General features: G+C 66.6%; 20 protein-coding genes. 14 read left to right on the top strand and 6 right to left on the bottom strand.

What is annotated here, in order from left to right:
- The first annotated feature begins 146 nt into the window (after positions 1 to 146).
- Entirely contained in the window at positions 147 to 2,300 is a 2,154-nt protein-coding gene (locus LOC60_RS07660; RefSeq protein WP_230024196.1) for an ABC transporter permease, read from the top strand.
- A gap of 66 nt (positions 2,301 to 2,366) precedes the next feature.
- Here LOC60_RS07660 and LOC60_RS07655 read toward each other — a convergent pair whose 3' ends face one another.
- Positions 2,367 to 3,602: an MFS transporter gene (locus LOC60_RS07655; protein ID WP_230024194.1), complete on the bottom strand. Its 1,236-nt coding sequence runs from the start codon at positions 3,600 to 3,602 to the stop codon at positions 2,367 to 2,369.
- A gap of 252 nt (positions 3,603 to 3,854) precedes the next feature.
- Here LOC60_RS07655 and LOC60_RS07650 point away from each other — a divergent pair, with 252 nt between their 5' ends.
- The 9 genes from LOC60_RS07650 to LOC60_RS07610 all read left to right on the top strand — a co-directional run bounded on the left by LOC60_RS07650 (position 3,855) and on the right by LOC60_RS07610 (position 10,274).
- Positions 3,855 to 4,583, top strand: coding sequence for a M15 family metallopeptidase (locus LOC60_RS07650; RefSeq protein WP_230024193.1), 729 nt, complete (start codon positions 3,855 to 3,857; stop codon positions 4,581 to 4,583).
- Between the two features lie 54 nt (positions 4,584 to 4,637).
- A complete protein-coding gene (locus LOC60_RS07645; protein WP_230024192.1) occupies positions 4,638 to 5,108 on the top strand; it encodes a hypothetical protein in 471 nt (156 codons plus the stop codon).
- Positions 5,101 to 5,418 (top strand): transcriptional regulator, encoded by a 318-nt coding sequence (locus LOC60_RS07640; RefSeq protein ID WP_230024191.1) that lies wholly within the window; start codon positions 5,101 to 5,103, stop codon positions 5,416 to 5,418. The genes LOC60_RS07645 and LOC60_RS07640 overlap by 8 nt, the downstream gene beginning before the upstream one ends.
- Positions 5,419 to 5,512: 94 nt before the next feature.
- Entirely contained in the window at positions 5,513 to 6,673 is a 1,161-nt protein-coding gene (locus LOC60_RS07635) for an NAD(P)/FAD-dependent oxidoreductase (protein ID WP_230024190.1), read from the top strand.
- The gene (gene sigJ, locus LOC60_RS07630; protein WP_230024189.1) at positions 6,607 to 7,587 is read left to right on the top strand and encodes an RNA polymerase sigma factor SigJ; all 981 of its coding nucleotides are present in this window, start codon (positions 6,607 to 6,609) and stop codon (positions 7,585 to 7,587) included. Before LOC60_RS07635 ends, sigJ begins: the two co-directional genes overlap by 67 nt.
- 147 nt (positions 7,588 to 7,734) lie before the next feature.
- Positions 7,735 to 8,145 (top strand): hypothetical protein, encoded by a 411-nt coding sequence (locus LOC60_RS07625; protein WP_230024187.1) that lies wholly within the window; start codon positions 7,735 to 7,737, stop codon positions 8,143 to 8,145.
- Positions 8,146 to 8,255: 110 nt separating this feature from the next.
- Positions 8,256 to 8,795 carry a hypothetical protein gene (locus LOC60_RS07620; protein WP_230024186.1) on the top strand — a complete coding sequence of 180 codons (540 nt, stop codon included), beginning with the start codon at positions 8,256 to 8,258 and terminating at the stop codon, positions 8,793 to 8,795.
- 199 nt (positions 8,796 to 8,994) lie between these two features.
- The gene (locus LOC60_RS07615; RefSeq protein WP_230024185.1) at positions 8,995 to 9,822 is read left to right on the top strand and encodes an SDR family NAD(P)-dependent oxidoreductase; all 828 of its coding nucleotides are present in this window, start codon (positions 8,995 to 8,997) and stop codon (positions 9,820 to 9,822) included.
- A 62-nt stretch (positions 9,823 to 9,884) separates the two neighbouring features.
- Positions 9,885 to 10,274: a hypothetical protein gene (locus LOC60_RS07610; protein WP_230024184.1), complete on the top strand. Its 390-nt coding sequence runs from the start codon at positions 9,885 to 9,887 to the stop codon at positions 10,272 to 10,274.
- Between the two features lie 427 nt (positions 10,275 to 10,701).
- Here LOC60_RS07610 and LOC60_RS07605 read toward each other — a convergent pair whose 3' ends face one another.
- Together LOC60_RS07605 and LOC60_RS07600 are read right to left on the bottom strand one after the other, a co-directional pair.
- The gene (locus LOC60_RS07605; RefSeq protein WP_230024183.1) at positions 10,702 to 11,244 is read right to left on the bottom strand and encodes a DUF4334 domain-containing protein; all 543 of its coding nucleotides are present in this window, start codon (positions 11,242 to 11,244) and stop codon (positions 10,702 to 10,704) included.
- Between the two features lie 32 nt (positions 11,245 to 11,276).
- Positions 11,277 to 12,185, bottom strand: coding sequence for a sugar-binding transcriptional regulator (locus LOC60_RS07600; protein ID WP_230024489.1), 909 nt, complete (start codon positions 12,183 to 12,185; stop codon positions 11,277 to 11,279).
- Positions 12,186 to 12,401: 216 nt separating this feature from the next.
- On the opposite strand from LOC60_RS07600, the gene LOC60_RS07595 reads away from it, so the two are divergent.
- Positions 12,402 to 14,177: a glycerol-3-phosphate dehydrogenase/oxidase gene (locus LOC60_RS07595; protein ID WP_442860399.1), complete on the top strand. Its 1,776-nt coding sequence runs from the start codon at positions 12,402 to 12,404 to the stop codon at positions 14,175 to 14,177.
- A 116-nt stretch (positions 14,178 to 14,293) separates the two neighbouring features.
- Here LOC60_RS07595 and LOC60_RS07590 read toward each other — a convergent pair whose 3' ends face one another.
- Together LOC60_RS07590 and LOC60_RS07585 are read right to left on the bottom strand one after the other, a co-directional pair.
- Entirely contained in the window at positions 14,294 to 14,908 is a 615-nt protein-coding gene (locus tag LOC60_RS07590; RefSeq protein ID WP_230024182.1) for a malonic semialdehyde reductase, read from the bottom strand.
- Positions 14,909 to 15,089: 181 nt separating this feature from the next.
- Complete coding sequence (locus LOC60_RS07585; protein WP_230024181.1) at positions 15,090 to 15,581, bottom strand: CarD family transcriptional regulator; 492 nt, start codon at positions 15,579 to 15,581, stop codon at positions 15,090 to 15,092.
- An 86-nt stretch (positions 15,582 to 15,667) separates the two neighbouring features.
- Here LOC60_RS07585 and hrpB point away from each other — a divergent pair, with 86 nt between their 5' ends.
- Positions 15,668 to 18,304 carry an ATP-dependent helicase HrpB gene (gene hrpB / locus LOC60_RS07580; RefSeq protein ID WP_230024179.1) on the top strand — a complete coding sequence of 879 codons (2,637 nt, stop codon included), beginning with the start codon at positions 15,668 to 15,670 and terminating at the stop codon, positions 18,302 to 18,304.
- A complete protein-coding gene (locus LOC60_RS07575) occupies positions 18,305 to 19,333 on the top strand; it encodes an FUSC family protein (protein ID WP_230024177.1) in 1,029 nt (342 codons plus the stop codon). It abuts the gene before it with no gap.
- Here the strand turns inward: LOC60_RS07575 and LOC60_RS07570 are convergent.
- Positions 19,314 to 20,258: a type I phosphomannose isomerase catalytic subunit gene (locus LOC60_RS07570; RefSeq protein WP_269440171.1), complete on the bottom strand. Its 945-nt coding sequence runs from the start codon at positions 20,256 to 20,258 to the stop codon at positions 19,314 to 19,316. The two genes, LOC60_RS07575 and LOC60_RS07570, sit on opposite strands and share 20 nt — an antisense overlap.
- Positions 20,259 to 20,885: 627 nt before the next feature.
- Between LOC60_RS07570 and LOC60_RS07565 the strand changes: the two genes are divergently transcribed.
- The gene (locus LOC60_RS07565) at positions 20,886 to 22,466 is read left to right on the top strand and encodes a Na+/H+ antiporter (protein WP_230024175.1); all 1,581 of its coding nucleotides are present in this window, start codon (positions 20,886 to 20,888) and stop codon (positions 22,464 to 22,466) included.
- Positions 22,467 to 22,477: the final 11 nt, after the last annotated feature.

The raw sequence follows: 22,477 nt of genomic DNA, 5'->3' as shown, positions 1-22,477 counted from the left end.
CTTGTGTCGGTGTTGATGCGGCTTCGATTACCTAATTTACGCCACATGGCGTAATTTTGACGAGTTGGTCCCACAGACCCCGCCTTGACGATCGTTGACGCGCACTTCGCACCATCACCCTTGAACTCAGCTACAGGAGCACGTCCTTGACCAGTACTTCCCCGACATCCCCAGGCTCTCCGCCGGATACGGATCCAGCAGGAGAAACCCCGGCCCCGTCGACGGACGCCGAGACCCTCGCTGCGGCAAAACGCGCAAAGGCCGAGAAGATCGGCCGTTATGTCGCCATGTTCCTGATGCCGCTGCTGATGGTTTCCATGCTGGTGGGCGGCTACCTCGCCGCCATGCACGCACCTGTTCCGAACAACATGCCCATTGCCGTCACCGGTCCGGGCCAGCAGGCCGAACGCTTCGCGGACGCGCTGGAAGCCGCCGACCCGGATGCCGTCGACGTCCGCGTGGTGGAATCCGACGCCGACGCACGCCAACTCGTCCTGGACCGTGAAATTTCCGGCGCAGTGACGCTGAACGAAGGCACCGCATCGGTCTACACCGCCAGTGCCGCCGGCGCGTCGCAGTCCAGTACCGTGACGGCGCTGCTTGCCCCGCAGGTCCTGGAACAGGGCCTGGCCCTGCAGTCCGAGGACCTCGCCCCGCTGCCCGACCATGACATGGCCGGCCTCGGCGCCATGTTCCTGACCACGGCCCTGATGCTCGCGGGCTACATGCCGCTGAGCCTGGTCCTTTCCAACTCACCCGAGTTGCTTCGCTTCCGCCGCTTCGTTCCCCTGCTTGCCGGCTGGGCAGCACTGATTGCCGGACTCGTCTGGGCCGTCACGGGACCGATGCTCGGCGTCGTTGAGGGACACTCCGCCGCGGTGCTGGGCATCTCCTGGCTGACGGTTTTCGCCGTCGGCAGCGTCCAGTTGTTCCTCACCCGGATCCTCGGCCCGATGGCCGTCCTTGCCGGCATGCTGTTCCTGATGGTGCTGGGCGTTCCCGCCTCCAACATGAGCATGTCCGTCCACACCATGCCGGGTCTCTACCCGTACCTCCACAGCTTCCTGCCGGCGGCCGCCACCGGTGAGTCGCTGCGTTCGTTCCTGTACTTCGACGGCAACGGCGCCGGGCCCCACCTGCTGGTGCTGGTGATCGGTGCGGTGGCGGCCCTGCTGCTCACCCTCATCCTTGATGCAGTGAAGCGCCGCCGCAAGCCGAACGCGGCTCCGCCGGCAATCAACGTCGCCTCGCTGCACGGCGGGCCGCGCCCGAAGACCCGCCGCTGGCGCTACGGCACCCTGGCCTTCTTCCCGCTGGCCATGGTCACGATGATGCTCTCGTTTATGCTGGGCGCAATGTACGAGCCGACGCCGCGGGACATGCCCGTCGCCGTCGTCGGCTCCACCGCGGACCAGGCGGAGCAGGCAGCATCCGGCCTCGACGAAAACATGTCCGGGCTCTTTGACCTGCGTCCGATGGATAACGCCGACGACGCCCGCGACCAGGTGCGGGACCGGACGGTGGTTGGCGCGTACATCCTGCCTTCCGCCGAAAGCCCCACTGCCACGCTCATCACGAACGAGGCCGGCGGCATGAGCCAGCAGCAGGTCCTCACCTCGGTGTTCGGACAGGTGTCCGCGGGACAGCAACTGGAGATGGCACATGACAACGTTGCTCCGCTGAAGGACTCGGACTCCATGGGCATGGCCACCATGTACCTGGCCATGGGCTGGATCATGGCCGGATTCATGATCATTGTGGTCGGCTCGACGGCGGCTCCGGCCAGCCGTCCGCTGCGCATGCTGCTCCCGATTGTCGCGGCCTGGGCCGTCGGTATGTCGGCCTTCCTCTGGGTCATCGCCGACGTCTTCGTCGGGGCGATTGACGGGCACTTCCTGCCGCTCTGGGGAGCCGGCGCGGTCGCCATCTTCTGCGTCGCCATGTTCACCACGGTCTTCGAACGGTTCATGGGGATGCTCGCGATCCTTCCGGTGATCGGCATCCTGATGTTCCTCGGCGTACCGGCTTCCGGCGCGGCGATGTCCATCTACATGGAACCGGAAATCTTCCGCTTCCTGCACGAGGTGCTGCCGATGCCGGCAGCCGTCGAGTCCATCCGCTCGATCCTGTACTTCGGCTCCGATACCGTCTGGTCCCACCTGCTGACCCTCGGCATCTGGGGTGCGGCCTCACTGGCAGTGGTGGCCGTTATCGACCACTTCAAGCCGCCGCGGACCGAGGGGCACCCGGTTGACGCCGATGCCCCGGCCGGGCAGGAACGGGTTTCGGCAGGCGTCTAACCCGCATCGTAGAAAATTTGCCATGGGCCGCTGCACTGCAGCGGCCCATGGCCGTCTAAACGAACCTCACGCCGCCGCCGGCTGCTGGACTTCCGCCGGCTCGAAGACGCGGCTGGTCCGTGAAAAGCGGATGTACGCAACGCAGGCGATTTCAAGTGCTCCGCCAATGATGAGCACTGCCTTCGCGGCACCGAGCTGGTCCATTCCATCCGCCGTTGCCAGCACATCCACCAGCACTCCGCCCAGCAGGACTGCCACCGGGAAGAGCCCCTGGCCGAGCAGCCGCCGGCAACCGAAGACGATGCCCTGGATCTGTGTTGGTGTCCGTTCCTGCCAGAGCGCCGACAGCGGGGCATTGGTTACCTGCACCATCGCATTACGGATAAACATCCCCGGGATGACCAGCCAGAGGGTGGGAGCCAGCACCACCAGCGCGCGGCCGAAAAGCGACCCCAGGAACGTTGAGCCGCAGACCAGGTTGGCCCGGGAGATGGAGGTGCCGAATCGCGCGACCAGGGCAGCGCCGGCCATCAGCCCCAGGGCACTGGCGATATTGCTTGCGGATAGATTCCATTCCGGCGTCCCGGTACCCGGAAAGGAGAGGATAAAGACAATTACCACCGGTACGCAGAGGCCGCCGGCAAAGTTGTAGACGGCAAAGGCGAGTTGGAGCCGCAGTAAATCACGGCGCTCATTGATGAACCGGAAACCCGCTTTCACATTGCCGCCGAAATACTGCACTTTCCGTGCCCGGGGTTCCTCCGCCGGCCAGGCGAGGAGCAGTACCAGTGCTGCCCCCGCAAGGCTCAATCCGGCGTCGGCCAGGAAGACCGCGACGGGTATCCCGAGCGAATACAGGACGGCCCCGAGCAGCGGACCGAGCAGCACGGGAGCCGAATCAATGAGGCCCAGCATTCCATTGACCTTGGTGAGGTCCTTCTCGGTCCGCAGCACGCGGACGGACGCCTGCAGGGTGAGCGCCAGGGCCGTGGAGCAGATGGCCGTAATGAAAACGAAGACGAGCATCAGGGCCGTGCTGTGGAGGACGGTCGCCCACGCCATTGCCGCCATTGCGCCCGCATTGGCGAGGTTGACGGCACAGATGGAGGTACGGCGCGAAAAGAGGTCGGTCACCCCGCCGATCAGCGGTGCCAGGTAGATGGCGGCCGCCGAACCCAGGAACGTGGAAACGGCAAGAACGGCTGCACTGGCTGAGTTTTCGAAGAGGACGAGGGAGACAGCGAGCGAAGAAGCGGAACCGACTATCGCGAGAATCGCCTGAATGGTCCAAAGCGCGGTCAATGTGGAATTTGTTTTCCCGGCGTCGCTAATGGTGGTCCCTTCGGTGCGGCGGGGCGGAGAGCTGCATTGAATCGAAAAATCAATTTACCGATGGGTATTGCCCGAAACAAGGTTTTTGCTGCCCGGGCTTCCGGGCCTTGGCCCGCGGTGTGTTTTCCTGCGCCGGGGGCTTCGGTTGTAGCCGTGAAAGGAACGCGTCGATCCTCCCGGTCCGCCCGGGCCTGTGGGAAGGTGGGAGGGGAGGGAGGCACCATGCCGCGCCAGCACATCACCGCACACATCGCCATCCTTGGCTGTGTGTGCCTTGGCCTGCAGGCCTACCTCTTCCACCTCGACCAGCCGGTAAACGCCGGGACGGCACCGGCCGGTCAGGATTTCGACTCCCCGGGCAGCGTGTCCGTGGTCGTTAACAAGGAACGGCCGCTCCGGGACCCCGCCTATGTGCCAGGGGAACTGGCCGACGTCGGCGGCGTGGCCCTGCGCCGGGAGGCCGCCGATGCGTTTGCCCGGATGACCGCCGATGCCGCCGGGACGGGAGTTGTCATCACCCCGGTGAGCGGCTTTCGGACGGCGGACGCCCAGGGCGTGCTGCACGCCGACTATGCCGGGCGCTACGGGTCCGAGCTTGCCGAGTCGATTTCGGCCCTGCCCGGCCACAGCGAGCACCAGACCGGGCTCGCCGTCGACATCGGTGCAGCCGATCGGGCGTGCTCCCTGCAGGCCTGCTTCGAAGGGACCGGCGCGGGGGCCTGGGCAGCAGCCAATGCGCACCGGTACGGCTTCATCATCCGCTACCCCGCAGGTGCCGAGGCCATCACCGGCTACGCCTACGAGCCGTGGCACCTGCGCTATCTGGGCCCGGCTGCGGCCGCGGAGATCCACGATGCCGGCATCACACTGGAGGAATATGCGGGGCTGTACCGGCCGCCGGGAAGCCCGACAGCCCCGCCGCTGCATCCGCCGCTGGACGCCCTGCCGTAGGAGCCGCCCGTCAGTCCATTGACACCGGAAACGATGGACCATACTCTTTCCACCATGGAAAGTAACTTCCGCGATCCGAACGAGGCTGCTGCTCATCTCCGGAACCTCGCCGCCGACCGCGACACCCTGGCAGCGGGCGTCACTCCTCCCCGTGCACTGTTGGCGGCCATCGGCGCATTGGCTGCCTGCTGGGTGGCGGCGGCACTGGACACCCGGCCCGGAGCCGACTATCAATCGCCGTCCTGGACCTGGTTGCTCGTGGGACTGCTGTTCGTCATCCTGCACCTGATCCGCCGTGACACCGGGCTGAAGTTCCGCAGGCTGGGTGCGCGGGCGAATGGAGCAATCGCCCTGGCTGCGCTGGTCTGCCTGTTTCTTTTTTCCGTAAGCCTGGGCCTGGTGTCGCTGGGACTCGGCTGGGCCGTGATGCTCACCAGCCTTGCAGCGTTTGCGGCGGTTTACGGACTCACCGGAGTCGCGTTCCGTGCCGCTGTTGACCAGCTCCGCGCGGTTCCCCATGCCTGAGCCCCGGTTTGACGAGGTTGTGCATCCACCGACACGGCTGCGGATCTGCGGGTTGCTGCGTCCCCTGGAGCAGATGGACTTTGCCGTGCTCCGGGACACCCTGGAGGTTTCCGATGCCACGCTCTCGAAGCAACTTCGGATTCTCGGAGAGGCCGGATATGTGCGTCTGGCCAAGACGACGTCGCCCGAGCGCCGGGACGCCCGCCGGATCACCTGGGTGGCACTCACCCCGGCCGGCAGGAAAAGCTTCGACGCCCATGTGCTGGCCCTGCAGGAGATAGCGGGCACGGCTCCCGTCCAACCCGGGTGATTTCTCCGCAACCGGTCACAGAACCGCCTCGGACGGTGTCCCATGTGCAGCCGGCGCGGAAGCCGGAAGACACGCACAAGCAGGGAGTGCACTCATGGGCACCACAGCAGTCGTTCTGGGCGGGGGATACGCGGGGGTAATGGCGGCGAACCGGCTGGCGGCCAGCGGCCGCCCGGGACTCGACGTCGTCCTGGTCACGCCGGAAGAAAGGTTCGTGGAGCGGATCCGGCTGCACGAATACACTGCCGGAACACGCGCCGATGCCACCGTCGATTATGGGTCCCTCCTGCACCCGGGCGTGCGCCGGATCGCCGATGCGGCGGTCCGGATCCGGCCGGAGCGGCGGACGGTTCAACTGGCCGGGGGAACGGGGCTGGCTTACGACTATCTGCTGTACGCCGTGGGCTCGGCGGCGGGGACGGCACCGGACGGTGCGGTTCGGATGGAACACCTCGAAGGGGCCGCGGTGGCGCGCACTCAGCTGGCAGCCCTGCCCGCCGGAGCACATGTAGCGGTGGTGGGAGGCGGGTTGACCGCAGTCGAAACGGCCGCGGAGACCGCCGGGAACTTCGGCTCCTTACAGGTAAGCCTGCACAGCGCCGGTCCCGTGGTGCCGGGGCTCGGCGTCCAGACCCGCCGTTCCGTGGAGAAGAGCCTGCGCCGGGCAGGAGTGGAACTGCACAGCGGGACGCCGGTGCGTACCGACGGGGACGTGCGGACCGGCCTGGGTGCCGACGTCGTGCTGTGGTGCGCCGGATTCGGCGTGCCTGAACTGGCCGCGGCCAGCGGCCTTCCGGTGAACGACGGTGGACGGCTGAGCCTGGATCCGGCCCTGCGGGTACGCGGCCAGGACCGTATTTACGGAGCCGGCGATGCCGCCGTGATTGATGACCCGTTCTACGACTACCTGCGGATGTGCTGCGCGGCCGCCATGCCGATGGGGGCCGAAGCGGCAGGAAACATCCTCCGGGCACTGGACGGAAAGGATGGGATGCGGCACGACAGCGGATTCCGCGGCCTGTGCATTAGTCTGGGCCGCAGTGACGGAGCGGTTCAGTTCCTGTCTGCCGACGATTCACCGACCCGCTTTCACCTGCACGGCAGGACGGCAGCCGTCCAGAAGGAAATCATCTCCCGGATGACGCTGCGGTGGATCCGCGGTGAAGCGAAACGAAGCGGAGCGTACACATGGCCGACAGGTCCCCAGACGGGCAAGGCGACGACGGCCAATACCGCGCCGATGACACGGAGCTGACCGGTGCCCGCCCAAACCACGACGCCGAGTTCCTGAAGCACCGGGGCATGGTCTTCACCATTGCCTATGACGTCCTCGGCACCGTTGCCGATGCCGAGGACGTGGTGCAGGAGACCTATCTGCGGTGGCGTGGCGTGGCCGAACAGGTGGGAAACCCGCGGGCCTACCTGGCCCGGATCGCCTCCCGCCAGGCACTGAATTTCCTCCGCACAGCGTCCCGGCGGCGGGAGGACTACCCGGGTGAGTGGCTGCCCGAACCGCTGCCTACCGGCCCTGCCCGGCTGGCGGCAGATCCGGAGGCAGCGGCCCTGACCGCCAGCGAGGTTTCGACGGCCATGCTGGTACTGCTGCAGACCCTGAGCGGTCCGGAGCGGGCCGCCTTCATCCTGCACGAGGTCTTCGACTTCGGTTACCCGGAGATTGCCGCGTCCCTCGAGATGGGCGAGCCCGCCGTGCGGCAGACGGTTCACCGGGCCCGGACCCGCCTGAGGTCCGGCCCGCCGCGGACCGTGCCGGATACCGGAGAACACCGCGCCGCCGTCGAAAGTTTCCTGGCCGCCACCATGACCGGGCAGATCCAGTCCCTGCTGGACGTGCTGGCTCCGGACGTGGTCCTGGTGTCCGACGGCGGCGGGAAGGTCAGTGCCGCGCTTCGGCCGGTCTACGGCCCTGAGAAGGTGGCACGGTTGATGATCGGGTTGGCGGACAAGTACGGCGCCGGAGCCGTCGCCGAGTTTGTTGAGCTGAACGGGCTGCCGGCGGCCGCCTTCCGGGAAGAGGGAACGGTGACTACCGTGTTCCAGTTGGAACTGGTGGATGGCCGGGTGCAGGCGGTGTACGCGATGCGCAATCCGGACAAGCTGGTCCGGCTGCAGGGTCCGGCGCCGGATACCGGTCGGCTAGATGCCGGTTAGAAGTAGCTCGTGTACCTGACGAACGATTGCTTGAAGACGCGCTTCGAGAGGTATTGAAATGATTCGAGTACGACGTACTGCCGGAGTTTTGGTGCTGCTGCTGAGCCTCGCGGGTGCGCACGCGATTCGCCGGAGGCGGAGGTGGAGTTGACGTGGCAGGAAGCCAAGGCGCGGACGCAGGCATTGGAATTGGAAATCGTCAATTCGATTCCCAAAGAAAGAGTGGCCAAGGGTGATCAGAAGGCGACCGGTGTTTTGCTCGATTGCAGCGATACTCTGGTGAATTGGAACGGGGCAACCATTGTTACTTTGACTGCAGGGACTGATCTGGAGCGAGTCGTTAGGGCGCTTGAAGCGAAGTACCAGGGTAATCGGTTCAACATCAAAACGCGTGACCCCGCTCCATCGGGGGACTATGAAGTTCAGTTGCGTTCTCCAGACACCGCGGAAATCTACTTCATCGGAGCGGGATGGGATCCAGACAGGATCCTTATTACTTCGAGTTCGGAATGCTTCACCTGGGTCGAGAGCTGCAAGTATAAGCGTGGGAAGTTCTAGAAATCGTTGGAGTAGCCCGGTCAGCTACACGGTGCTCGAGTTTTATATGTTGGGGCGATGCCCAGCACGCATTAGTAATTGCTTGAAGACGCGCTCCGAGAGGTAATGAAATGATTCGAGTACGACGTACTGCCGCCGTTGTTGTGCTGCTGTTGAGCCTCGCCGGGTGCGCGGGCGATTCGTCAGCGGTGCCGGCAGATACGAGTTCATCGGAAGGGAAGACAACCGTGGCGGAAGAGTTGACCTGGCAGGAAGCCAAAGTCCGGACGCAGGCTATGGAACTGGAAATCGCGAATTCCCTTCCCGAAGGCAAAGTGGCCAAGGTTGATCAGCTGCCGACCGGTGTTTTGCTCGATTGCAGCGATACTTTGGTGAATTGGCACGGGGCAACCACTGTGACTTTGACAGAGGGGACAGAGCCGGAGCCTCTGGTCAGGGAGCTTGAAGCGAAGTACCGGGACAGCCGGTTCAACATCAAAACGCGTGACCCCGCTCCGGCGGGACACTACGAAGTCCAGTTGCGTTCTCCCGACACCGCAGAAATCTATTTCATTGGAGCGGGACGGGATCCCCATACGATCCGTATCGCTTCTGGTTCTGAGTGCTTCACCTGGGTCGATGAGGGCAAGTACAAGCGGGGGAAGTTCTAGAAATCTCTGGAGTAGCCCGGCTCAGCCCGGCCAGCCCGGCTGAGCCGGTACAGCTGGCTGCATGGCGACTGCGCTGCGGTTTTTGATGCGGCGCTCTTGGATCGGGCGGGTGAAAACCGCCTACCGTGTGTGCGGTACGCGCAGCTAAGGTAGGAACGGTGTTGCCGCCACGGCCGCGCTCTGAGGAAAGCAGGCTTTTGTGTCTCCCAAAACCATCGTGATCACCGGCGCAAGTGACGGAATCGGGGCGGCCGCGGCAAGGCAGCTCACGGAACACGGGCACCACGTAGTGGTGGTGGGACGGTCGCCGGAGAAGACCACCGCCGTCGCCAAGGACACCGGCGGCGAGTATTTCCTGGCTGACTTTGCAGACCTGGGCAGCGTGCGGACCCTGGCTTCGGAACTGCTCCAGCGTTACCCGCACATCGACGTCCTGGCCAACAACGCCGGCGCCGTTTTCGGCAATGAGCGGCAGGTCACGGGGGACGGACACGAAATCACCTTCCAGGTGAACTACCTCGCGCCGTTCCTGCTCACCCAGCTGCTGACCGACCGGCTGCTCGAATCCAAGGGCACGGTGATCAACACGTCCAGCATGGCCAACCGGTTGTTCGGCAACGTGGACCTGGACGATCTGGAGAATGAAAACGGGTACAACCCCAGCAAGGCCTACGGGAACGCCAAACTGGAGCAGATCCTGTTCACGGAGGAGTTTGACCGCCGGTACCGTTCGCATGGTGCAACTTCGACTGCCTTCCACCCGGGTGTGATCGGGTCGAGCTTCTCCAGCGCCGAGGGCTCGGCTATGCGGTCCGTCTACCAGTCGCCGCTGCTGCGCAGGCTGCTCCCGACGCCGGAAAAGGGTGCCCGGACACTGGTGTTCCTGGCCGAGGGAACCCCCGGAACGGACTATCCCACCGGCAAGTACTTTGTCCGGAGCAAGGTCGCGAAGCCCAACAAGCAGGCCGGGGACGCCGCCCTGGCCTTGGGCCTGTGGAACCGCTCGGTGGCGATGCTCGACGGCTGAGCCCGGATACCCGCCTCGGCCGTCTGTTAGGCTTCCCCAGATTATCGGGGGAGAGGCTGGGTATGAAGCAGATGGCGGCAGTGGGCCTATTGGTACTGGGCGCCGTGCTTTCGGGCTGTAGCGGCAGCGGGCACGGCAATGCGCACGACGAAGACGAAGAGCCCGCTTGCGTGGACGGTTTCGAGGGCTGGTGGAACTCCACCCCGGTCTCCGGCGATACCACTGGCCTGCCGGAGGAAACCGTGACCGTCGACACCGCCACCGGGAAGACCATCGACGCCTTCAACCGCAGCCGGAACGACGCCGGCAAGCCCACTGCCGTGTCCGATGTCAGCTTCCAGCCCGTCCGCGACGAAAGCTGGCCCGCCGATTCAGTAGTCGTGATTGACACCTCCACCGGCAAGGTTATTGAGACCATCGCGGTGGACCCGGGCACGCAGCTCTGCCACTAGGTGGCCTGGCCAGCACAGCACAGCGTCCCACGAAGTGGTGCAGGTGTTGCTGCTGGGGTCACCCCTGTCCCTTCCGCCCCAAAGGCTGGGGCGCCGTGCTGGTGGGAGCGGCTTTCCGACACAGCATCCCACGAAGTGGTGCAGGTGTTGCTGGTGGGGCCACCCGAGGTTACTTCCGCCCCAAAGGCTGGGACACCGTGCTGGTGGGAGCGGCTTTCCGACACAGCATCCCACGAAGTGGTGCCGCTGTTGCTGGTGGGGCCACCCGAGGTTACTTCCGCCCCAAAGGCTGGGACACCGTGCTGGTGGGAGCGGCTTTCCGACACAGCATCCCACGAAGTGGTGCAGGTGTTGCTGCTGGGGTCACCCCTGTCCCTTCCGTCCCAAAGGCTGGGACGCTCTGCGGCCTGGGAACGTGCCGGGGCGGCTAGCCGCTCTGCAACGCGAAAAAGAACGGAGCCCCGGGACCACGCAGGTCCATCGCGCCCAGGACGGTCCCGGCGTCGACCCGGCGGAAAACATCCAGCACCGGCAGGGCGTCGTAGATCATGGCCGCGCTCAACACCCCGCGGTACTCGGTCATCCGCAGCCGGGCGCCAGGCCGGCGGGTCCGTGCCAGCCGCAGGGCAGGACGAGCAGCCGCCAAGAGACCAGGATTCCGCAGCAAGGGGCCGAAGCGCAGGACGGCAGGAAGCGGGACCAGCGCCGGATTCACATTGAACTCGCCGCCGCCGGCTGCGGAAAACACCAGCGGGAAGACCTCGTCGGCGCCGTCGAACCGTTTCCCGTGCCAGCCCAGCGGTTCCAGCAGCCCGTCCAGCCGGTGCCCGGTGGGCACTTCGGTGCCCCGCCATGACCCGTACAGCTCCGGCACCTGCACCGGAGGCAGGGAATCAAAGAACTCCAGGGCGGTCCCGGCGTCGGTACCGCCCTGCAGCTCCTGCAATCGGAGGGTGGGTTCGTTATCCATGCTCGTGCCTCCTCGATCAGCTAAACCGGGTCCTACGACGACGCCAGCCGCCGCGCGGAATTCTCGTCCAGGATCAGATCCGTGACCAGCCCGGCACGCAGGGCACCCAGCAGGCTGAGGGTCTTGGTTTCCCCGGCTACCACGCATATCCGGCGGGGGACCTGGCGCAGCGTGGAGAGGTCGGGGCCGGTGCTGCGCTGGTTGAGATTGATCCCGTCCCAGGTGCCGTCGGCCCGGTAGAACATGGTGGCGACGTCGCCCACTACGCCCTCGGCCATCAGTTCATTCAGGTCTTCCTCGTCCAGGTAGGCGCCGTTGTAGACGTGGCTGGGTACGCCCGCCTCCATGGAACCCACCCCGAAAATCGCCGTGTTCATCCGGGCCTGCAGATCCAGCACCCGTTTCACGGGACGTTCCCGCCACATCGCTTCCTTGGTTTCCGCGTGGTCGAAGAACGCCGGTACGGGGAACTGGACCACGCGGGCGCCGTAGGCGTGGCCGAAGCGCTGCAGGATTTCACTGGCGTAGGTGATGCCCGAGGTGCGGAAATTGCCGGCCCCGTTCATCTGCACGATGGTGCTGTCATGGGTGTTCTTGATCGGCAGGTGCTGGCTCACGGCCGTCAATGTGGAACCCCAGGCGACACCGATGATCGCATCCGAATCGATGAGGGGTCCGATCAGGTGCGCTGCCTGCACGGCGACCCGCTGCAGCGTCTGTGCGGGGGAAACGGTTTCGGCCACGGGCACCACATGGGCCTGGATGCGGAAGCGCGAGGCGATCTCCTGTTCCAGCGCCGGTGCCCGGTCCGAGGGATTCCGGATTTCGATCCGGACCAGCCCGGTGCTGCGCGCATAGGAGAGCAGGCGGGAAACGGTGGAGCGGGAAATCCGCAGTTCCCGCGCAATGGCCTCCATGGTCAGGCTCTGCAGGTAGTACATCTGCGCCGCCCGCAGGGCATCCCGGTCGCGGCTTTCCTTTTCGCTCGCTGCCTGGCCCGGTCCGGAGGGATCCGGGAACCTGCCACTGACACCAATGTTCATTTGCCGTCCATCGACACAGCTTCGTACTCCATGAATCCATTATCGCAGGGTGCACGTATGTGCATTGGTTGGGTCCCGGACACCGCAGGCTTCGACCATTGAGAAGATATGGCAATGCAGCCACAGAAGCGTTTGGAGAGATACGTGGACAATTCCGTGAACCCCAGCAAGGCAAAGACCGCCGCCCGGACCCGTCCGGTGGTGCAGCAGCTGAAGGACCGGCCCAAGGCCTCGGTGCTGATCATCGGCGGCGGCATCAACGGCGTCGGCACCTTCCGTGACCTGTCGCTGCAGGGCGTGGACGTAGCCCTCGTCGAGCGCGGGGACTACTGCCAGGGCGCCTCGGGCGCGTCCTCCCACATGATCCACGGCGGCATCCGCTACCTGGAGAACGGTGAGTTCCGCCTCGTGCACGAGTCCGTCGTCGAGCGCAACGCCCTGCTCCGACTGGCCCCGCACTACGTCAAGCCGCTGCAGACCACCATCCCGATCACCACCACGTTCTCGGGCATCACCGCCGCACCGCTGCGCTTCCTGACGCACAAGCAGGGCAAGCACACCGAACGCGGCGCCGTGCTGATCAAGGCCGGCCTGCTGATGTACGACTTCTTCTCCCGCGGCGGCCGCGTGGCCCCCAAGCACAACTTCGTCGGCAAGAAGAAGTCCCTGCAGGAACTGCCGAAGCTCCGCCCGGACGTGAAGTACACCGCCACCTACTTTGACGCCTCGGTCCACAACCCCGAGCGCCTCACCCTGGACGTGCTGCGCGACGGCCTCGAAGCCAACCCGCAGTCCCGCGCCAGCAACTACGTCAGCGCCGTCGGCACCACCGACGCCGGCACGGTGCTGCGCGACGAAGTCACCGGCGAAGAGTTTGTCTTCGACGCCGACGTCGTCATCAACGCCACCGGCGCCTGGGTCGACGAAACCAACGACTCCTTCGGCAAGCGCACTTCCTTCATGGGCGGCACCAAGGGCTCACACATCGTCCTGGACCACCCGGAACTGCTGGAAGCCTGCGCCGGCCGCGAAATGTTCTTCGAGCACACCGACGGCCGCATCGTCCTGATCTACCCGATGGGCGACCGCGTCCTGGTGGGCACCACGGACATCGACGCCGACATCAAGGAGGCCTCGGTCTGCACGGACGAAGAGATCGAGTACTTCTTCGAACTCATCGCCCACGTGTTCCCGACCGTTGACGTCCGCCGCGACCACATCGTGTACACCTTCTCCGGTGTCCGCCCGCTGCCCAAGCACGACGACACGCAGCCCGGCTTCGTGTCCCGCGACTACCGGGTGGAAAAGCGCACGGACTACCGCGGCGGCCGGACCGTCACTAGCCTGTCGCTGGTCGGCGGCAAGTGGACCACGTTCCGTGCCCTGTCCGAGACGCTGGCAACCGAGGCAATGACTGCCCTGGGCGTGCCGCGGAAGACGACGACGGCGGAACTGCAGATCGGCGGCGGCAAGGACTTCCCGCGCACCGAGGCCGAGGAGCGCCTGTGGGTCAACCGCATGGCCTCCGACGTGGCCGACCGGAACCGCGTCCGCGTCCTGCTGACCCGCTACGGCACCCGCGCCGTCGACGTCCTGGACTTCCTGTCCCAGGGCGGCGACCAGCTGCTGGCCTCCACCAACGAGCTCAGCACCCGCGAGCTGACCTACATGGTGGAGAACGAGCAGATCACGCAGCTCGCCGACATCCTGATCCGCCGCACCTCGCTGGCCTTCCGCGGCCTGGTGTCCGACGCCATGCTGACCGAGCTGGCGGACCTGCTGGCCCCGCAGCTTGGCTGGGACGACGCCGAGAAGCGCCGCCAGGCTGAGTTCGCCCGCGACCTGCTGGTCACCATGCACGGCATGAAGATCCCGGCGCTGGCTTCCTAACCGGGGACTAAAGCAACAACGGCAGAGGGCGGACACCGATACGGTGTCCGCCCTCTGCTGCGTTCCGGTCCGACGGCCGCCACTGGTAGCCAGGGCGGCGGTCTGCTGTCTGCGGCCTAGAGCTCGGTGGTTACCGTCGCGTAATCCAGTCGAGGCAGTCGCGGGTGGCGCGGCTCGCCGGCAGGTACACCGATGTTGACGACAAGGAAGGACTGCAGGTTCAGGCCTGCGTGCAGGTCAGCGTCCAGCCCGGCGGCATCGAAACCGCCCATCGGCCCCGCGGCCAGGCCCAGTGCACGGACTGCCAGGAGGAAGTATCCGGCCTGCAGATGCGCATTGTCATTGCCCATCACGGCACTCAGCTCCGGGTTGGCGGCAAAGACTGCGCCCTGCTGTGGAGCCGGCGGGAAAACGGTGGGGAAGTGCTCAGGCCAAGTGCGGTCAAAGCTCAGCACGGCAACCATGGGAGCCGCGGCTGTCTTGGCCTTGTTGCCCTCTGCCATGTGCTGCACCAGCCGCTGCCGAGCCGCGGCGGAACGCACCCAGGTGATCCGCAGCGGCTGGATGTTCATCGCCGTCGGACCCATCTTGGTCAGGTCGTAGATGGATTGAAGCTGCTCGTCTGTGACAGCGGCCGGAGTGAATTCCGAGACCGTACGCGCGTCACGGAAGAGGAGGCCGAGGGCTGCGGCATCGATGGCGGGGATGGACTCCAGAGTGCCGTCGTTCATACGCAGCACACCTCCTTGGGGTAACGGTTCGTGTCTCCAGACACTTGACGCTTCAAGTAAACCGCGAAGGAGGCCAGAATCAGGGCGGCACCTATGGTGATGTCCATCACACCAAAGGGCGCGGAGGCAGCAGAAACGGCACGTCCCGCAGGACATGCCGTTCGGTAACGGACCCGCACGCCTAGGCGACGGCGGTGGACGGACGCCACACGGCGTCCAGTTTCTCCCCGGCCTCCCCTTCAGAGAGCCCGAGCGACAGGGAAATCTCCGTCAGCAGCGGCCGCCGGGCATGCCGGAGCATCTCCCGCTCGGCCTGCGACAGGCCGCGGTCCGCCTCGCGCAGCATGAGGTTGCGGACCACGGCCGCAATCACCATGGGATCACCGGTCGCCAGCTTCTCGGAGTTGTCCTTGAACCGGCGGGACCATTGGGGATCTTCCTTGTCCGCCGGAGCGCGAAGGACGCCAAAGAGCGTGTCAAGTCCCGCCCGGTCCAGGACCGGACGGAGGCCAACATGGTCCACCTGGTCAACGGGCACCCAGACCATCAGGTGGGAGGACTGGACCTCCAGGACAATGCAGTTCTTCTGCATGCGCGGATGCGTTTGGAAGGAGCTGACAACGGCGGGGCCGTGATGGGGGTGGACCAGGATCTGGCCTTTGGAAAATGGCAACTGCTACCTCCAGGGAAGAGGAAGGGCAGGGGCGAGTGACGGAACTCTTACATTTTACCGCTTCCCGCAGGAGGCAGAATGGAAGAGTGACTTCTCCGGCCTCCCCGCACCCAACCGATCCGCCGTTCGACCTTGCGGGCATCGGTGACGGTCTGGTCTTTGCCGAGTCGGTGCCGCAGCTCGCAGCGGTGCTTGGCGGCGGTGCCGGCGAAACGCACGGAGGAGGCACCGCCGTCGTGCAGGCTCCGCCGGGAACCGGCAAGACAACCCTGGTGCCGCCGCTCGTTGCCAACGTCCTGGCCGGCCGCGGCGCCCTGCCGCGGGTGGTGGTCACCCAGCCGCGCCGCGTGGCGGTCCGGTCCGCTGCGCGTCGGCTGGCCGCACTTGACGGCACCGCCCTCGGCGGACGGATCGGCTACACGGTCCGGGGCGAGAGCCGCAGCGGCCCTTCGACGCTGGTGGAATTCGTGACGCCGGGCATCCTGCTGCGCCGCCTGCTGGCCGACCCGGGCCTGGAAGGAACAGCTGCCGTCATCCTGGACGAGGTCCATGAACGGGGGCTGGAAACAGACCTGCTGCTGGGTATGCTCACCGAGGTCCGCCAGCTGCGCGAGGACCTGACCCTGGTCGCCATGTCGGCCACCCTGGACGCCCCGCGCTTCGCCGCACTGATCGGCGCGCCCGACGGCGGCGGGCCGGCTCCCGTGATCGGCTGCCCCTCGGCGCTCCACCCGCTGGAAACCCTCTGGGCGCCCCCGCCGGTGCCGCGGCTCGACGAACGCGGAGTAACCCGCGGGTTCCTGGACCATGTCGCGGACACCGCGCTGGAAGCGCATTCCCGCGCCGTGGCCAAAAACCCCGGGACCGATGCCCTGGTGTTTGTCCCCGGTGCACGCGAGGTCTCCGCGGTGGCGGGCCGGCTGCGTTCGCGGATTCCCGCGGGAACGGAAGTACTGGAACTGCACGGGCAGATTACTCCCGCCGAACAGGACCGGGCAGTCTCCGGCCGCGGCCCGGGCGAGCCGGCCCGGATTATCGTCTCCACGTCCCTGGCGGAGTCCTCCCTGACGGTGCCCGGCGTCCGGCTGGTCATCGACTCGGGCCTGGCCCGGGAACCGCGCCGGGACGCGATGCGCGGAATGTCCGGGCTCGTCACCCTGTCCTGCTCGCGTGCCTCCGCCGAGCAGCGGGCCGGCCGCGCCGCCCGGCTCGGCCCCGGAACAGTGGTCCGCTGCTACGACGACAAGGCATATGGTGCTGCGCCGGCGCACCAGACGCCGGAAATCGCCGTCGCCGACCTCACTGCCGCCGCCCTGGTGCTGGCGTGCTGGGGCGCTCCGGCAGGCGAGGGACTGTCCCTGCCGGATGCGCCGCCGTCGGCCGCCATGCGTGACGCCGTCGAGGTGCTGCGCGGGATCGGTGCCGTGGACGCCCAGGGGCAGGCAACCGCCCGGGGCAAAACGCTCGCTCGCGTGCCTGCCGACCCGCGGCTTGCCCGCGCACTGCTCGAAGGCGCCGGTGCGGTGGGCGCCCGGACCGCAGCCGAGGCCGTTGCCCTGCTCTCAGGGGACAACCGGGCACCCGGAGCGGACCTGACCCGCCTGCTGGCCGGGCTGCGGACCGGACGCGAACCGGGGGAACGGCGCTGGTCCGAAGACGTCAGGCGGTTGGAGCAGCTGGCCCGCCGGGACAAGGGAAACGCGCCGGCCGCGGCGGGGGTTTCCAGCGGCGAGGCCCTCGGCTACGTGATTGCCCTGGCCTTTCCGGACCGGGTTGCGCGGCGGGTTCCCGGGGCGGGACCGGAGCGTTACCTGCTCGCCTCCGGAACCCGTGCCGGTCTGCCGGCCGGCAGTTCCCTCACGGGACAGGACTGGCTCGCCGTCGCCGAGGTCACGCGGGCGGACGGACGCGACGCCGCCGGCACCGGTGCCGTAATCCGCTCCGCCGCACCGCTGGCCCTGGCCACCGCGGAGACAGCCGCCGAACACCTCGTCACGGACAGGGTGGAAGCGGACTTCGCCGGCGGCCGGGTCACCGCCCGCCGGGAACACCGGCTCGGCGTAATCCTGCTGGGCTCCACCCCGGTCCGCCCGTCCGCCGAGGAAGGCCGCGCCGCCGTCGCCCGCGCCCTGACGGCGCAGGGCCTGGACCTGATCGGCTTCTCCGCCGGCGCGGACGCGCTGCGCCGGCGGCTCGCCCTGCTCCACCGGGAGCTGGGGGAGCCGTGGCCGGACGTCAGCGAGCCGGCCCTGCTGGCCCGGCTTCAGGACTGGCTCGGCCCCGAACTGGACGCACTGGCCCGCGGAACCTCCACCAACAGCATCGACCTCACCGATCCGCTGCGCCGGCTGCTGCCCTGGCCGGACGCCTCCCGGCTGGGCGACCTCGTACCGGAACGGCTCGAAGTGCCCAGCGGTTCACGGGTCCGGATCGACTACCCGGATCCAGGGCACGACGACGGCAGGCCGGTGGTGGCGGTCAAGCTGCAGGAGTGCTTCGGCTGGGCCGAAACGCCGCGGCTGGTGGAGGGCCGCGTGCCCGTCCTCTTCCATCTGCTGTCCCCGGCAGGCCGGCCCCTGGCGGTTACCGATGACCTGGCGTCCTTCTGGTCCGGGCCCTATGCCCAGGTCCGGGCCGAAATGCGCGGGCGCTACCCCAAGCACCCGTGGCCGGAAGATCCGTGGTCCGCCAAGGCCACCGCCCGGACGAAGGCGCGAATGTAATTGCCCCTGCAGCACCACATCCGCAGTTTCCTCACCGTGCCGTCCGGGCGCGGCCACCGGGTGCCTGCCGTCCGCGTGGCACTGGGGGTGTTCCTGCCGCTGCTGGTCCTGATCCTGCTGGGCCGCACCGACCTGACCATGTGTGCCGTCTTCGGGTCATTGACCGGTATTTTCGGCCGCGCGGAACTGCACTGGCGGCGGCTGCAGCACCAGTCCCTGTCGGGGCTGCTGATGGTGCTGACAGTGGTGGCCGGCGTGTTCCTGTCCCTTTCCGGGGCGGATCCGTGGACCGTGGTGGGCGCAGGAACCGTGGTTGCCGGACTTATTGCGGTGGCCGCCAGTTATCTCCGGGTGCGGCCCGCCGGCCCGTTTACCTACATTTTCGCGTTCACCGCCACGTCCGCGGCACCGTTCTCCGGCCGGCTGCCGGAAGCGGCGCTGACCGTGCTGGGCAGCGTGCTGCTCGCCATAGCGCTGGGCTTTGCCGGCCGGCTGCATGCCCGGCGGCACACCCCGCGCGCGCTGCCGCCGTACCGTCCGCCGTCGTGGGGGCGGATTCTGCGCCACTCGGGCCGCTACGCCGCTGCGGTAGCTGCCGCAGGATCGGTCTCGGCCGGCCTGGGGCTGGGACACGGATACTGGGCGATGCTCGCCGCCTGTGCTCCGATCGCGGCGGTGGATGCGGCCGGGGGAGTAGTGCGTGCCGTGCACTTCATCCTGGGCACCTACGGGGGCGTGCTGTTCTCTGCGTTGCTGCTTCAGGTTCACTGGACGCCGGCCCGGTTGGCAGTGCTCCTGGCACTGCTGCAGCTGTGCGGGGAGATCTACGTGGCGCGGCACTACGGGCTCGCCATGGTGTTCCTGACCCCGGTGGCGCTGCTGATGACGGATTTCGCGGCTGGCGGTCCGGTGCTGGCGCTGGCCCTGGATCGGGCCGTGGAAACGACAATAGGGGCGCTCGTGGCGGTGGCGGTCATTGCCGCCACCACCCGCCGGGGCTCGAGGGCTGCTAGTTTCTCGACGCGCTGAAGAGCTGTGCCGAGCCCTGCACCTCGGCCGTCGTCGGGTCACCCAGATAGAGCATGCTGGCACCCTGCTCCAGGTACGTGTTCACGTCGCCCACCGTTACCACCGCTTCCCCCAGTGCGGCGAGCACAACGGTGAAACGTTCCAGCGGGATGGATGCGGTGCCGCCGTCGATCACGATCCGCCGCAGGTCCAGATCGTCACTCCAGAGCGGGATGCGTTCCTGGCACTCATCTATCCGCTCCACTTCAAGGGGTGCAGGGCCGGGCTGGCCGTCCCCCAGAACCTGCTGCAGCTCGGCAACGTCCACGTAGTCAGTGGTTAGCCCTGCCTTCAGGGCATTGTCCGAGAGGCCCATAACCACCATCGCCTGCCCGGACAGATAGCAGTGGAGGCAGCCCGCGGGCGTCACCATTGCCTGTCCGGGGTCCAGCTTGAGGAGATTCATGCAGATGGCTATGAGAATCCCGCGGTCGCCCGGGAAAAGCTGTACAAGCCGGCGAAAGACGGCAGCAGCATCTGCGGCAGGCCCCTCGGTTTCGGTCACGGCAGCCATGGCGGCCTTGGTTTCCCGGAGTGCGCGGGCAATTTCGGACGACTGCATGCGGAGGAGGGCGTGCACCGGTATCTCGTGCCGGAACGTCAATAACGCGCGAAGCCACGGAAGGTCCACCGCGTCGGCAATGGCCTGCAGTTCTTCCCTGCTGCGCTGTCCGGACAGGACCCGAAGGGGAGTGAGGGCCACCGCTACTTCGAACTTGGCATACCGGTCCTTATAGTTCCGGTTACCGGCACTCAAGGGGACTCCGCGGGTCTGTTCCCGGACGTAGCCTGCCAGGGCCTGGTCCGGCCTGGGGTGGAGCTGGATCGACTTGGGTACGTCCGCGTCCATGACATGCATCCGGAAAGGGACGGGGTGCACCGGCATTGCGTCCGGGTTGGAGAAATGATGCGGGTGGGCAGCAATAAGCCGATCAAGGGCACCGGGCAAATCATCGGGATCCCAGGCAATGACGGCGCCTGCAGCGGAACCAGGATGCTGTCCTTTGTCTTGGGCGTGCTCCCCGGCGGGGTGGGGACCGGCATTACTGCCTAATGCATTTATCGCAGCTGCCGGATTGTGGGTTTCCCTCACGCGTCCGTAGACGGCAGTCATGGGTGTCGCCCCTCCTTCCTCATGGCGGGAGGGGTCAATGCTGCTGGACGGGAGAAGGCTACCTTCAACTCAATTCACCGGTCCCTTGCCCTGTGCCGTTGCTGGACACCAGGGCGGCTTCCTTGGCACACGAATTTCCGTTCAATTTTACCGGGTTTCGGGTGTGGGGCGAAGGTTCCCCGGCTACCGGTTTTCCGTGATCTCGGTTACGTCCCGCAGAACTTCCCTCGCCTGCGGAGGGGATCATTCGTGCCGCGCCCGCACCGCAAACCTCCCCGTAACTCGATGCACTGAATGCAATAATTGACGAAATACTTACAAATCCGGAAGAAGCAGGGGCAGACATGGACAACGCGGCGAGGTCGGTTCGAAGCAAGCCCCGATCGGACGGCTGAGCCGGTGGATTTCCTGATACTCCTGATAGGACTGCTTTTCGGAACGGTCCTGGCCGCCGGCATCGGTGAACGCATCCGGCTTCCGTACCCCGTACTGATGCTGATCTCCTCGGCGCTCATCGCTTTCCTGCCGATCATTCCCGAGGTGCACATCAACCCGGAACTGATCCTTCCCCTGTTCCTTCCGCCGCTGCTCTTCGCAGCCGCGCAGCGCAGCTCCTGGTCGGTTTTCCGGCTGCGCTGGCGTTCCCTGGTACTGCTGGCCGTGGCACTGGTGGCAGTCACCGTGGCTGTGGTGGCCGGAGTCTCCTGGGCCATGGTGCCGGCGCTCGGGCTGCCCGCCGCAATTGCGCTGGGAGCCATTGTTGCCCCGCCGGATCCGGTGGCCGTGGAAGCGGTCGCCGGGAAGGTCCGGATGCCGCGGCGGCTCATCACGGTGCTGCAGACCGAAGGCCTCTTCAACGATGCCATCGCCATTGTCATCTTCCAGGCCGCCGTTGCAGCGAGCACAAGCGGCGGGCACGTGGGCTGGGACGTGGTGCCGGACTTCCTCATTGCCGCCGCCGGCGCCGTGGTGCTGGGCCTGGCGATGGCCTGGGTTGTCGGCAGCCTGAACCGCTTCGTGCCGAACCTGGTGGCCCGTTCGGCGTCCACCCTCGTTGCGCCCTTCGCCGTTTACCTGCTGGCCGAGGAAGTGCACTTCTCCGGAGTGGTCGCCGTCGTCGTTACTGCGTTGGAACTGGGCCGGCGTGCCCGTCCGCAGGACTCCGAGGAACGCCTGACCCGTACCGCGTTCTGGGACGTAGTGGAGCTGCTGACCACCGGTGCCGCGTTCGGCCTGGTGGGAATCGAGATGCGGTACATCATCGAGGACGAAGGGGCCCAGCTGCTGAGCTTCATCCCCGGGATCCTGGCAGTGTGTGCCGCGGTTCTGCTGGTCCGGTTCCTGTGGATGATGGCGATCTACCGGATGGGCGGGGCCGAGAAGAACCATGTCCCGGGTTCGCTGAAAGAGGTCCTGGTCCTGTCCTGGTGCGGTATGCGCGGTCTGGCGACCCTGGCGCTGGCCCTCGCCCTGCCGGGCACCACGCTCGCCGGCGAGGCACTGCCCGGACGCAACTTCGTGGTGGCCTGCGCGTGCGCGGTCCTGGTGGTGACCCTGGTGATACCGGGATTGACGCTGCCGTGGCTGATGCGGGCCCTGAAGCTGCCTAACGACCATAAAGAGGCCGACCGGATGGAACGCGAACTCGCGCTCCGGGCCGAACGGGTCGCCGTCGAGACCATGAAGCGTTCGGCAGCCATCCAGCAGCTGCCGCCGGACCGCCGCGCCGCCCTGGGCAAGCGGATGGCCTCGCTGCACTTCATGCTGGAGAGCGACGAAGAGGATGAATCGCAGAAAATGCTGGACCGGAAGGCAACCCTCGAGGTCATGGACGTGGTCCAGCGCGAAGCCATGGACGCTGCACGCCGGGAAGTACTCGAGGCCCGCCGCCAGCGCGGCATGGATCCGGAGGCCGTGGACCGTGTGCTGCGCCGCCTGGATCTGCGCACCGTCACCATGGACCGCCCGGATCGCCACTAGACTTCCCCAAC

It is taken from the genome of Arthrobacter sp. zg-Y769, assembly GCF_020907405.1.
Classification (GTDB): Bacteria; Actinomycetota; Actinomycetes; order Actinomycetales; family Micrococcaceae; genus Arthrobacter_B.
This window is presented reverse-complemented; position numbering and strand designations above follow the sequence as displayed.